The following is a 12,543-nucleotide window of genomic DNA, read 5'->3' as shown; positions in this document are numbered from 1 at the left end:
GAGGCGAATAATGATGGCAAGCAGAACCAGCGGCCAAAAGACCAGACTCCCTCCGCTATGCCGCGCACTTCGCATCATTCTTCTTCATTTAAAGCGGCTTGCAACACTGCGTAAGCGTAACCGGACATGCTGCTTCCGCCTACGTGGCAAACATAGATAGCAACGACGCATGACCTGAAAGCGGACGTCATCCAATCCGATGTTCATCAGGGCGGCACCCCAAGGTCATGCAGGACGCCCTGTTTGAAGTTGCGCTCGCAAGTATCAAACGCTGCAAGCCAACTATTCTGACGGAGTATTGATTTTCTGTCGTCCCGAGGCTTCACAGCGTGAGAGAGCATCACGGATGGCAAGGCCTAACGCCTCGTCCGACACGGACAAAGGGACTGCAATCCTCTTCTCCGCGTATTTCTTCTTTTCCATGGGGCCCCAGCCCCGATGGCCACCCGGAAGACGGAGTGTGGCTATCAGGGTGACGAAATCCTCGATCAGATCATGCCAGGACGTAAGCACAACATCGCATCTTCGCCCGGCCTGATCGATATCCTTGTAGCCATAGGTCTGAGCAATTTCGCTCCAGAACGCCAGCCTCCGCGTATTGGAAGCCTCTTCCATCGCCCGGATTTCGTCACGACCCAGTGAGGAGACGCCAGGCTTGTTGAAATATTCGCTGCTTTCCAGAGCTTTGCGAAAATTTTCACCAATCCACAGAGCGGAGGCGTCGTAGGGCGCATGCGCGCACCAGCCTATCCGCGAAAAATAGGTCCCGCGCCAGATTTCTTCAGATATAATCGCGATATATTTTGGCGAGAGAGTGATTGTCGCGCTTTTGTAATGCAAACTGCGGATACGTTCCGGCGTGTAGCGAGACTCACTCATGAGATGGCATCGATTTCAAAGTCGAGCGGTTTGTAGCCATTGCGTCCGATAGACTTCATAGACCTGTCTCCAGTGAACTTCAGTCATTGTCGCGCTTGGGGTTGGACGTTCAAATGTATAGGCTTAGATAGCGACCTCAGTAAATCCAACATGAGCAATAGTTTCTTTTCGGCTGAAGAAGCGGCAAAATTACTAGCCGAAAGCCTATGGAACTTGGCGATTTTTTACTTAGCAGTCGAAATAACGTCTGCTGTCGAGAAATCTCATCCCAAAACAGACATTCCGTTTACCCCCCCAATCAGCCGTTGGGTAAGCGTCCGAAGATCGCACGATTAACGACTGCAATTGCCTTCATGTCGGAGATACAGGCGAGTGGAACAGTTTTCCGGAAGCCGACATTATCAGGAGAGCCGCTATAGATCGCGCTTGGGACTGTCCTGCTGTTCCGTACCAGTTCGTCAAAGAACAGCTTACAATGGAAGCGGTCATTCTGTGGGTCACGACTAAAGGGCGGTTTGCCACAGACTGGTCGAGACAAGCCAATGGCACGCCCCTCATCGTGCGCCGAATGCGTCGGTCAAGCGGACAATGAAGAACGATGCCGTCAATAGGGGAAGCAAGCTCCACACCAGCGCGACCGAACCCAGCTCACCGAGGATAAGGCCGCCCACTATACCGCCGCCTGCAATCGCAAGGTTCCACACGGTCACGATCATCGATTGCGCGACATCTGCCCCGCTACGCGCAGCCTTGGCAGATGCCGTCTGAAACAAGGTCGCCACGCCGCCAAAAGCGAGTCCCCAAACAGTTACGCCGCTATAGACCGCCATCGGCTCGGATCGGCCAAGGCCCAGGATCAGCATTGCCATGAAGAACAGGATGATAGCGCCGAGGGTCAGAAGACGCAGTCGGCGATCGATCAAAGCGCCGACCACCCATATGCCTAGCAGGGCCGCGACCCCGAATACCAGCAGAACGCGATCCGTCTGCGCGACCATGCCGGATTGGGCCAGATAGGGCGCGATATAAGTGTAGAGGATATTGTGAGCGAGTACGAAAGCTAACGTCACCATCAAAATCGGGTGAATGCCAGGCATTGTCCAAACCTTCGCCAGCGATATTCTCTTTTCGCGGTCCGCACCGGGGAAATCGGGCACCTTCAAGCAGGTCCATCCGATCAACAGTAACGTCAACCCGCTCATAATGCCGAAGCTGATCCGCCAACCCACCCAAGCACCAAGAAACGTGCCAGCGGGTACGCCGATCGATAGAGCGAGCGGAGTGCCAACCATGGCGACAGCGATCGCACGTCCTTCCAGTTGCGGGACGACCATACGGGAGGCATAACCTGCGAGCAGTGCCCAGAGTACTCCGGCCGATACCCCGGCCAGCAGACGCGCGGCCACGACGAACGCATAAGAGGACGCGATGGCTGTGACGACATTGGCGACGGCGAAACCGGCGATTGCCGTAAGCAGCAACGGGCGCCGCCGCATATGCTGGGTCGCACTTGTCAGCGGAATGGCTGCAACCAACGAGCCGATCGCATAAACCGTCACCAATTGACCGGCTAACTCCTGTGAAATGTGCAGGTCGTCGCTGATCTGCGGAAGAAGACCAGCGGGTAGCGTCTCGGTGAGGATGGTGAGGAATCCCGCGGCTGCCAACGCGAGCAGGCTGGCGAGAGGTAGGTGCTCTCGCTCTGCATTGGCCTCGCAGGCCAGTGATATTTGTTCAAGCTGCATTAAAATCGTCCTGCAAATCGATGAAGGGCTCGGCAGGGCCAACAGTAAGCTCAATACAATTACAGAAAAATCAGCTATAGTTCCGAATAGTCAGGACATCATTGTCCGCAATGTGAGGCTTGAATGATGGACCGGCTTGGCGCTCTCAACGCCTTCATGCGCGCCGCCGAGACCCGCAGCTTCGTTGCTACAGGCCGCGATCTTGGTATTTCCGCTTCTGCTGTGGGCAAGGCCATCGCGCGTCTGGAAGAGCGGTTGGGCGTCCGGCTGCTCCATCGCAGCACCCGCAGCATGACGTTGACGGCCGAAGGTACAACCTTCCTCGATCATTGTCGGCGAATCTTTGATGAAGTCGATGCCGCCGAGGCAATGCTGTTTCAGGCCAGTGACAAGCCCTCGGGAGTGCTCCGGGTAAGCCTGCCGATCGCGGGCATGCTTTTGATGCCCGTGATCGCTGCATTTATGAAAACATGGCCAGACATCCGGATGGACATCGATTTCACCGACCGGATGGTCGCGGTGATCGAGGAAGGTTTCGATGCGGTGATCCGAACCGGCGAGATCGCCGATACTCGCTTGATGCACCGCAAACTGGGCGTCTTCCGACACCGCATTGTCGCATCGCCGGCCTATTTGGCACAGCACGGCACGCCGCTTACCCCGGAAGACCTGTTAGACCACGCCTGCCTGCATCACCGCTACATGAAGAGCGGAAGGCTGGAGTCGTGGCCGCTTATGCGAAATGGCGTGGATCTGAAGCTCGATCTGCCGGAGACGGCCGTCGTCAGCACGATCGAACCGCTCCTCTATCTTGCTGAACAAGGTTTTGGCGTTGCCTGCCTGCCGCCGTTCGCGGTGAACAGGAAAATCGAGGCCGGCACGCTGGTCCCGCTTCTCGATGATATGCTCCTCGATGCGGGATCATTCAGAGTGTTGTGGCCAGCGAGCCGTTATCTGCCACACAAGACTCGCTTGTTCATTGATTTTCTAACCGAGCATCTGGTGCTGGGATAGACTCACCTGCGACGTGACGTGGAAGGACTGTTCTGTTTCAGTCCTAAGAGGGAGGATTGGAAATGACTAGTCCTCGGTGTGGGAAACGGGCATTCTGTCTCGTATGCGAAATGCTCTTCCTGCCTTATTGCTCGTATTGCCGTTGGGGGGCACTCTTGCTGCGGTGCCCTCGCCTGCCGAGATCGTGGATCATGCTCCGGATAGTGCATGGCGGACGGTCGCGCCCGACCAGTTGTTGCTTATGAAGACGAATGATGGGCGGCGGATCGTGATCGAACTCGCTCCGCAATTCGCGCCTGTTCACGTCGCCAATGTCGTGCGCTTTGCGCAGGATCGGGCCTGGGACGGCGGAGCAATTATGCGTGTGCAGGATAATTACGTCATCCAATGGAGCGTCAGGGACGAAAAAGCTTCTTTGCCCACGCATTTCGTTGCGCACCCGCCTGCTGAATACGATCGCCCGCTTGAGGGACTTACATATCGTCCACTCGGCTATGCCGATCCTTATGCGACGAAAGTCGGGTTTGCGGATGGATGGCCAGTTGGCGGCGATGGAACGAGCGTGTGGCCGGCGCAGTGCTACGGGACTATCGGTGTGGCGCGGGATATGCCGCCGGATACAGGAAACGGACAGGAACTTTATGTGGTCAACGGTGAGGCGCCCCGGCAACTCGACCGAAACCTCGCGGTCGTCGGCCGTGTATTGGTCGGGATGGAGCTACTGGGTGCGTTACCGCGTGGCACGGGTCCGCTTGGGTTTTATACCGATGTGCGACAGAACGTCGGTATTCAAAGCGTAGTGCTTGCTTCGGACTTGCCGGTCTCCGAGCGCCCGAAGGTTCAGACGATGCGCGTCGAGAGTGCGACATTCGCGGCGTATCTTGCTGCGCGCGCCGCTAGGCGTGATCCGTTCTTTGTTCATCCTGCCCATGGCGTCGCCCTCTGCAATGTCCCGGTGCCAGCACGCGAGGTGCTGTAGCCTTTAGGGGAGGTGCGGTTCGTGACTGATCGGTCCAATCAGCTCTGATGCTCTGACATTACCTAATATGCCGAGCAGCAGCATGGATGGGCGTGGCCGCTGGCTGGACGCACGCCCGAAGAGGCGTGTCATGATACGCCCACTCAACTCAAACAGGAATAATTCGGTTCTGACGTTTGACAGAGAGTCTCCAGTATGGCGGAAGTGCTTTCCAAAAATCCGTCTTCGTCCGTTTTCCGTTGCGAGAAAACTCTCCTGCGGACATGATCATGTGAATATTTTTCAACATTGCCACATTATCAAGATAATAACCTCATGTGGCATTTCTGGTATGAGATGATTGGATCATAATTATGCGCAAAGCAGTCTCAGCCGCCGTAATCACGCTTCTGGCGTCTTCTGTAGCCTATGCCGCCCCCTTAGAAAATTATATTTCGTCTGCAATGACTGCTCCAATTCGTCAGGGCGACAAAGCGGATGATACCCGTCGACACGGAGCTGAGATTGCTGCCCTGGCTGAGATCAAGCCAGGCGAGCATGTTGCTGATTTTCTGCCGGGAGGTGGCTATTGGACCCGCATTTTCTCTGGGATTGTTGGTCCTGAAGGTAAGGTGCTGGATATCTGGCCAGCAGGCATGGTCACTCCGGGGTCAAAGGGCGAAATCCGCATGAAAGCGCTGGTCGGGGCACCAGGGACAGAAAACGTAGCGGCTGTCCCAGATGACCTTGCTCATCTCACCTTGCCAGCCCCCGTGGACGTATTCTTCACGTCCCAGAACCTTCATGATTTGCCAACTCCATTTCTAGGCAACGTGGATATCACCGCATTCAGTAAACAGGTTTTCGATCTTCTAAAACCTGGAGGCCGCTTTGTTGTCATTGATCATGTGGCCGCCCCAGGGACAGGCCTCAGTGAGACGAACACTTTGCACCGTATTGATCCGGAAGTCGCCAAAAAAACCATTCTGAATGCGGGCTTTACTTTGAAAACTGAGAGCAAATTACTTTCGAATCCTAAGGATGATCATCAACTCAGAGTTTTTGATCCTGCCATTCGAGGAACGACCGATCAGTTCATCTTCGTATTTATCAAGCCGGCACTTTAATTTATCCGAATAGGTCTGTTTTTTTAAAAAAAATAGACGACGTATTCATGTGTGAATGTCGGATTTTCCTCCTAAACTGCCTGCCTGCCCAATGACAAAAAACAGACAGGCGGCTGTTACTTCATAGCTGACACTATCACGAGTAACCTTGTGACCCAGAAACGGCCGTCTCTGACTCCAAAGCGCAGCGCTCATAAACGCTTTGGAAATCCCGCGGCTAGATGATCGATAAACGCACGGACCGCTGACGGTAGACCCCGCCGCGTCGTAAATACCAAATGAACAATCCCTTCCGGCCCCGTCCATTCCGGCAGTACCTGCACCAACAGACCCTTCTCCAATGGCTCCCGAACAAAATGATCCGGGAGCCAGGCAACTCCCAGTCCTGCAATCGCCGCATCCTTCACCATGTTCATATCCTGCGAACCGAAGCGGGGTATTCGGCGTATTTCGTGAGTCTCGCCATGGGTATTTATCAAAAGCCAGATACACTCCGTGGTCTCGTCACTGGTTGTTAAGAGCGATGCCGTATCCAGATCATGCAGGTTTCTGACGCTCGCAGCGACACGCGGATGCGCGACTAAAACACGTGTGGAGCGTCCGAGTGTACGCATGGTCAAAGCTGCATCCGATGTCAGAGTCAGACGAACCCGCAATGCGAGGTCGATGCGCTCTTCTATCAGGTCCACTGCCCGATCCACCGCCAGGAGTTGTAATCGCACCTTGGGATGACGATCCAGAAAGCCAGTTATCAAAGGACCGATCACGGCGACCATGCCGGTCGGACAACTGAACCGAACGACGCCCGCTGGCTCAGCCTGGGCGGCGCTGATGACTGCCTCTGCAGCTTCTGCTTCATCCAGCATAGTCCGACAGCGCTCATAAAATGCCCGACCAAGATCCGTGACGCGAAAGCGCCTGCTGGACCGCTCAATCAGTCGCGTACCGAGCCGGCTTTCAAGATCGGCGATGCGGCGGCTGAGCTTTGATTTAGGCTCGTGCAGCGCGCGCGATGCGGCTGAAAAGCCGCCATGCGCTACGACCGCTACGAAATACGCATAATCGTTAAGATCCCGTCGTTCCATCGTTCCTCTTTCTGAACGCTGCGTATCGATATTGCCATCTACAGCGATGATCGTTCCAATGTCATCTCTTTCCCACCGGCGCAAACAGAGCGCTGAAAACAGGGAACAGAACAATGACTTACGGATTTGATGGCAAGGTCGTGATCGTAACGGGTGGTACCAGCGGCATTGGTTTGGCCACCGCAAAAGCCTTCGCCGATGAAGGCGCATTCGTTTTCATAACCGGCAGAAGACAGGAGGCACTCGACGCCGCTGTCACTCGCATCGGTGGCAAAGTAACCGGCGTACGCGGAGATATGGGCCGCCTGAATGACATCGATCATCTGTACGATACCGTCCAGCAGACGCACAGCCAGATCGACGTTGTCTTCGCCAATGCTGGCGGCGGGGAACTTGCGCCACTTGGCGCCATTTCCGAGGAACACTATCAGTCCACTTTTGACAGTAACGTCAAAGGCGTCCTCTTTACGGTACAGAAGGCGCTTCCCCTGCTCCGCGATGGAGCCTCGATCGTGCTGAATGCTTCAAATGTCAGCGCCGCAGGAACCCCGGCTCTCAGTGTGTATTCTGCAACGAAGGCAGCCGTACGCAGTTTTGCTCGGAACTGGATGCTTGACCTCAAAGACCGACATATTCGCGTCAACGCGGTCAGTCCGGGTGTGACCGACACGGCAGGTCTGAATGAGCTTTTTGGTGGCGGCGAACAGGCCAAAGAAACCAAAACCTATCTCGCCAGTCTGATCCCGTCTGGTCGCGTGGCCCAGCCGGAAGAAATCGCTCGCTCGGTTCTGTTTCTGGCATCTGACGAGGCCAGTTTCATCAATGGCATCGAACTCTACGTTGATGGTGGTCAGAAACAGATCTGAACGCCATCAAAACCGGCTTCGGGTTCATTGCGAAGACGGCCCTGAAACAGCTGTTACCCTCTAAATTTGGAAGAAATTAATCATGTCGTTCGTTACCACCAAAGATAATGTTGAGATCTTCTACAAGGACTGGGGCCCGAAAGACGCCCGTCCCATCATGTTTCATCATGGCTGGCCCCTCTCTTCTGACGATTGGGATGCCCAAATGCTGTTCTTTTTACAGCAGGGCTTTCGCGTGGTGGCCCATGATCGTCGTGGTCATGGACGCTCCGGGCAAGTCTCGGAAGGGCATGACATGGATCATTATGCAGCGGACGCGTTTGCCGTCGTCGAAGCATTGGACCTTCGGAACGTCGTTCATATCGGTCATTCCACCGGCGGCGGTGAAGTCGCGCGCTATGTGGCCAAACATGGTCAGCCGTCCGGACGCGCCGCCAAAGCCGTTCTGGTCAGCGCTGTTCCGCCCCTGATGCTACGCACTGAAGCAAATCCCGAGGGCCTGCCCATTGAGATTTTTGACGGTTTTCGTGTTGCCCTTGCAACCAACCGGGCACAGTTCTTCCGCGATGTGCCAACCGGCCCGTTCTATGGGTTCAATCGCGAGGGTATCAGCCCGCAAGAGGGCGTCATTCAAAACTGGTGGCGTCAGGGCATGATGGGGAGCGCCAAAGCGCACTACGAGGGCATTAAGGCTTTTTCCGAAACAGATCAGACCGAAGACTTGAAGAGCATCACGATACCAACACTCGTGCTGCATGGAGAAGACGACCAGATTGTGCCAATCGCTGATTCAGCACTCAAATCTGTTGAATTACTCGCCAACGGCACCCTTAAAACCTATCCCGGCTTCTCGCACGGAATGCTGACGGTCAATGCGGAGGTACTCAACGCAGACCTCCTGGCGTTTGCTGAACGCTGATCAACATCGGCAGCCACGGCTTAATCGCCGTGGCTCTCTTGAGAGATCGGATCAAGGCTTGCCCGGAGCAGCATGCTGCGAAGTACGCCATCGCGTCGGATCAGGCCATGAAATAGAGCTGCGGTGATATGCGCCAAAACGAGACCAAACAGTAGAAAGGCCAGTAGGGTATGCGCCGACCGAAGTTCCGCCCAGAGCATCGGATCGTAAGGAAGGATCGGTGGCAAACGTACGGACTGACCCCATAGCGGAATGGGATAGCCCCCAGCCGACAACATCCCCCATCCAACAAGCGGCAAAACGATCATCAGCACATAAAGTAGGATATGCGATGCATGGGCTCCAACTTTTATCACCGGGGGCAAATCCTCCGGTAAGGGAGGTGGAGGCGTATGCAGTCGGTTTCCCAGACGAAGCATAGCAAGGACAAGGATTGCGATCCCCACAGAGCGATGCAACGCCACCAGACGATAATAATCAGATCCAACGGTCGACGCCATGAACACACCAATGAAGATCATGGCCAGAATCATGACGGCCATGACCCAGTGCAGGACGCGAGATGGCATGGTGAAAGATTTCACGTTTTTCATGACTTGTTGTCTTTCGCGTTGGCAGGCGGAACCGTCATTTCAGGCGAAACAGCGGGGGCAGTCGGCCGTTCGCCGGAACGCAGATAGAACGAGCGCATATAGGCCGCAGATCGGGCTTGTAGGATCGGATCGCCTGACGGCATCATGCCCCGGGGTAGGACAAGCGGGTCGAAAGTTATGCCGGTGCATGGGCCGTTTTCCTCACTCTCGATATCTTTCAGGGTCAAGGTTCCCGCATCGATCTGCCGATTATCCCGCGACCATTCCTTGCTCGGGTTATCAATCGCGTCGCCGCTACCCGCCAGTGTCACCATCAGCCGCCATTGAAGGGGGTGAGCGTGAAGGTCATCGATCAGCTGGCGGAAGAGGTAATCGTGGTCGCCGGCGTGAGCATCGGCCGGTGTGACGGGTTGCAAAGGCACCATTGACAAGCGCACGGCTGCTTTCGCGCCGTCTTTCGCCACGAACAGGAAACTGTTGAGACTACGATAGGTGTCATCAGAAAAACCCGACGAAAGAGGCCGATGAGTGATCTGTGCGCCTGCCGCCCGCAACCAGGGATGAGCCGCCCGGAATGCCTTTACCCGCGCGGGGTCTGGTTTTCCGCTTGCCGGGTCGGGGCGCGACGCCAGCTGGAGGTCCTGAAACTCCTGCGGGGTCCGGACGGGAAAGACCGGGATGTCGTTGATGCCCATGCGCCACTCCTGACCATCTGGAGACATCAGACGCAGAGCCATGCTGCGAACCTTTGCCGGCGCATCGGCCTGAAAGGGCATACCGCCTGCGAGGGCGAAACGTCCGACCACGGGAACTCTACCTGGTTGCAGAACGGACGCCGTCGAAATGCCGGCGGCATTGCCGTTACCTTCGAACCAGCCCGTCACGCACACACCCTTGGCGTGATTGCGCCGAAAGCCGGGGGGCGTGCCGTCCACTGCACGCAGGGCATCCAGCAGGCTGGTCTGTGTCAGGCGATGGGGCGTCAGGCCGCCGCCGGCCCACAGGAAACCCAGCGCCAGGGCCGTCGGTGCCGCGATCACACCGAGCCAGCGTACGGCTGAGGCAGAGGGCACGAGTGGCTTCGTTGCCATGGTTTTCGATCCTTTGAAAGCGTCTGATGGCAGGACGCCCGACAGAACGGATCTATTCCCTTTGTGCTGCGTGCATTGCGAAATATTTTGCAGTCGCCCTGTCCGGGCGGGAATAAACAGACGCCAGAGGGCGTCTTCATCAGCAGCGATACCGGAAACCATATGAGGCACGTGCAGGATTGAACGACGGTGATGATAGCAGGTTGCAGAACGCCATACCGGCCCTGAGACGGTATGCCCGTGTGCTGACACGTGACCCGCATCAGGCCGACGATCTGGTGCAGGACTGCCTGGAGCGTGCCCTGACCCGGATGCATCAGGTGCGTTGTCGGCCGGACCTGCGGCCCTGGCTGTTCACCATCGCGCATAACCTCAATGTCAGCCATTGGCGGCGTCTGCGGCGTCTGGTTTCCTTCATGGAAACGACCGATCCGGAACCAATGCAGGAGGCGGGGCAGATTCCCCATCTGGAATGGAAGGAAGTGGCGGGCGCCTTCGAACGTCTTTCCGACGACCACCGACAGGTATTGATACTGGTCGGTGTCGAAGGGCTGGAATACGCGACGGTCGCGGACATATTGGGGGTGCCGGTGGGTACAGTGATGTCCCGGCTGTCGCGGGCCAGGACGGCCTTGCACCGGCTTGTCGAACATGAGGAGCTTCCCATGCTCAGGAGGGTAAAATGACACGGCCCGACCGCCCCGTGACTGAGGACGATCTCCAAGCCTGGGTCGATGATCTTCTGTCTCCCGAACGGCGGAGAACCGTAGAGACGTGGCTGGATACCAACCCCGATACACGAACGCGAGTCACGGCATGGCGTGCGGAACGCGATCTGTTGCGGGCGACGATGGATGCTGAACTCCGACAGCCCGTACCGGCGCGTTTCAACATCACCCGGCTGAAACGACGCAGAGCCCGCCGTTTCAGCATGCCGCAGATGGCAGCGTCCGTCGTGCTGGCCCTGTCTCTGGGACTGAGCGGCGGATGGATGCTTCGTGACCGGGAAGTGCCCCTCGGCCTGGCCTCCGTCGAGCAGGAGGCGACGATCGTGCATGACGCCGGTAAGGGCAGCACAATCTCGTCAGGCAATGTCGCGCAACTGGCGGCATGGGGCGGTCGGACGCTCGGGCGACCGGTTCGTCCCCCCGATCTGTCGGCAGCGGGTTATCAACTCACAGGCGGACAACTGGTCACGACGGATCATGGTCCTGCCTGCGTCTTTTTCTACAAGGAAGGTAATGGCAACCGGATTACCCTATTCGTTCGACCCATGTACGGCCATGACATGACGGCTCCCATGCGCCCTATGCGACATATGCCGGGCTATATCTGGGCGCAGGACGGGCTCGGGATCAGCATGGTCGCAGACACGCCTGATAGCGATCTGCATCGTCTCGCCAATCATGCCCGAGATATGATGGGGGAAGCGGGGTAACGGTCAGATTGCCTTTTTTGACCCAAACGGGACTTTCTGCTTTCCCCTGATCCGCCTGTCTGTTCAGCGATACAGGAGCAGACAGGCGGCAGTCGCCTACATCTCGATTATAGATCAGAAACGGTGCATAGCCTGAAAGCGGACTTCATCCAATTCGACAATAACTGTTACGGCACATCTCAAACCTGAACGATAATCTATACAAAATCATGCCCACTGGTTTCAAACGCTGTACGGGAGAACAACCCGTTTCCTTTCGTTAGCCCCAGTAAGAAAAAAACTACTCCGAAGGAGTATTGATTTTCTGCTGTCCAGAAGCCTCCTCTCGTGAGAAGGCATCGCAGATGGCGAGCCCTAACCCTTCATCCGACACCTACTTTTATCGGTTACAGCGTAGCTCGTATTCTGAAGACAGCAGACATAGCATTCATGGTTATGATAGCGTTCTGCCGCCTCGCAATGACATCTGTCATTCGTCGGATCATGGCTCTTCGCCTTTTGACGCGAGGATGCTGGGTAGCCGCGTCTCAATCCAGTCTGCAAGTGCGGAGACTTTTTCTGCCGCCTCCTGCCCCAGCGGCGTAAGGCTGTATTTGACATGGGGCGGGACCACATTAAGTGCGACCCGATCTACAAGGCCGTCGCTTTCAAGCCATTGAAGTGTCTGAGCCAGCATACGCTCACTCACTCCGCCGATGAGACGACGTAGTTCGCCAAAACGATGTGTCTCATTCTGTAGCGCAATCAGAACCAAAACTCCCCAACGACTGGTTATGTGCTTGAGGACCTCACGCGAAGGGCATTGAGCAACCATCAGGTCGCCTCGAC

At 56.3% G+C, this 12,543-nt stretch carries 13 protein-coding genes; 7 read left to right on the top strand and 6 right to left on the bottom strand.

What is annotated here, in order from left to right; translation table 11 throughout:
• Nucleotides 1–282: 282 nt before the first annotated feature.
• Both HKD28_RS10700 and HKD28_RS10695 read right to left on the bottom strand, forming a co-directional pair.
• Nucleotides 283–879: a hypothetical protein gene (locus tag HKD28_RS10700; RefSeq protein WP_194268101.1), complete on the bottom strand. Its 597-nt coding sequence runs from the start codon at nucleotides 877–879 to the stop codon at nucleotides 283–285.
• A gap of 554 nt (nucleotides 880–1,433) precedes the next feature.
• On the bottom strand, nucleotides 1,434–2,624 hold the full coding sequence (locus tag HKD28_RS10695; protein ID WP_194268100.1) for an MFS transporter: 1,191 nt from the start codon (nucleotides 2,622–2,624) through the stop codon (nucleotides 1,434–1,436).
• 123 nt (nucleotides 2,625–2,747) lie between these two features.
• On the opposite strand from HKD28_RS10695, the gene HKD28_RS10690 reads away from it, so the two are divergent.
• From HKD28_RS10690 to HKD28_RS10680, 3 genes are all read left to right on the top strand, one after another.
• Nucleotides 2,748–3,638 carry a LysR family transcriptional regulator gene (locus HKD28_RS10690; protein ID WP_235993416.1) on the top strand — a complete coding sequence of 297 codons (891 nt, stop codon included), beginning with the start codon at nucleotides 2,748–2,750 and terminating at the stop codon, nucleotides 3,636–3,638.
• 103 nt (nucleotides 3,639–3,741) lie between these two features.
• Nucleotides 3,742–4,617 carry a peptidylprolyl isomerase gene (locus tag HKD28_RS10685; protein WP_194268099.1) on the top strand — a complete coding sequence of 292 codons (876 nt, stop codon included), beginning with the start codon at nucleotides 3,742–3,744 and terminating at the stop codon, nucleotides 4,615–4,617.
• A gap of 353 nt (nucleotides 4,618–4,970) precedes the next feature.
• On the top strand, nucleotides 4,971–5,723 hold the full coding sequence (locus HKD28_RS10680; protein WP_207728954.1) for a class I SAM-dependent methyltransferase: 753 nt from the start codon (nucleotides 4,971–4,973) through the stop codon (nucleotides 5,721–5,723).
• Nucleotides 5,724–5,914: 191 nt separating this feature from the next.
• On the opposite strand, the gene HKD28_RS10675 is transcribed toward HKD28_RS10680, so the two are convergent.
• Entirely contained in the window at nucleotides 5,915–6,808 is an 894-nt protein-coding gene (locus HKD28_RS10675; protein ID WP_194268098.1) for a LysR substrate-binding domain-containing protein, read from the bottom strand.
• Nucleotides 6,809–6,921: 113 nt separating this feature from the next.
• Between HKD28_RS10675 and HKD28_RS10670 the strand changes: the two genes are divergently transcribed.
• A complete protein-coding gene (locus HKD28_RS10670) occupies nucleotides 6,922–7,674 on the top strand; it encodes an SDR family NAD(P)-dependent oxidoreductase (RefSeq protein WP_194268097.1) in 753 nt (250 codons plus the stop codon).
• Between the two features lie 82 nt (nucleotides 7,675–7,756).
• A complete protein-coding gene (locus tag HKD28_RS10665; RefSeq protein ID WP_194268096.1) occupies nucleotides 7,757–8,593 on the top strand; it encodes an alpha/beta fold hydrolase in 837 nt (278 codons plus the stop codon).
• A 20-nt stretch (nucleotides 8,594–8,613) separates the two neighbouring features.
• Here HKD28_RS10665 and HKD28_RS10660 read toward each other — a convergent pair whose 3' ends face one another.
• Together HKD28_RS10660 and HKD28_RS10655 are read right to left on the bottom strand one after the other, a co-directional pair.
• Nucleotides 8,614–9,162, bottom strand: coding sequence for a cytochrome b (locus HKD28_RS10660; RefSeq protein ID WP_235993415.1), 549 nt, complete (start codon nucleotides 9,160–9,162; stop codon nucleotides 8,614–8,616).
• Between the two features lie 20 nt (nucleotides 9,163–9,182).
• Complete coding sequence (locus tag HKD28_RS10655) at nucleotides 9,183–10,277, bottom strand: catalase family peroxidase (RefSeq protein WP_194268094.1); 1,095 nt, start codon at nucleotides 10,275–10,277, stop codon at nucleotides 9,183–9,185.
• A gap of 203 nt (nucleotides 10,278–10,480) precedes the next feature.
• Between HKD28_RS10655 and HKD28_RS10650 the strand changes: the two genes are divergently transcribed.
• Entirely contained in the window at nucleotides 10,481–10,963 is a 483-nt protein-coding gene (locus HKD28_RS10650) for an RNA polymerase sigma factor (RefSeq protein ID WP_194268093.1), read from the top strand.
• Nucleotides 10,960–11,715 carry an anti-sigma factor family protein gene (locus HKD28_RS10645; protein ID WP_194268092.1) on the top strand — a complete coding sequence of 252 codons (756 nt, stop codon included), beginning with the start codon at nucleotides 10,960–10,962 and terminating at the stop codon, nucleotides 11,713–11,715. Before HKD28_RS10650 ends, HKD28_RS10645 begins: the two co-directional genes overlap by 4 nt.
• 481 nt (nucleotides 11,716–12,196) lie before the next feature.
• On the opposite strand, the gene HKD28_RS10640 is transcribed toward HKD28_RS10645, so the two are convergent.
• On the bottom strand, nucleotides 12,197–12,529 hold the full coding sequence (locus HKD28_RS10640) for a winged helix-turn-helix transcriptional regulator (RefSeq protein ID WP_077804234.1): 333 nt from the start codon (nucleotides 12,527–12,529) through the stop codon (nucleotides 12,197–12,199).
• Between the last annotated feature and the right edge of the window lie 14 nt (nucleotides 12,530–12,543).

The sequence above is a fragment of the Gluconobacter cadivus genome (assembly GCF_015244745.1).
Classification (GTDB): Bacteria; Pseudomonadota; Alphaproteobacteria; order Acetobacterales; family Acetobacteraceae; genus Gluconobacter; species Gluconobacter cadivus.
This window is presented reverse-complemented; position numbering and strand designations above follow the sequence as displayed.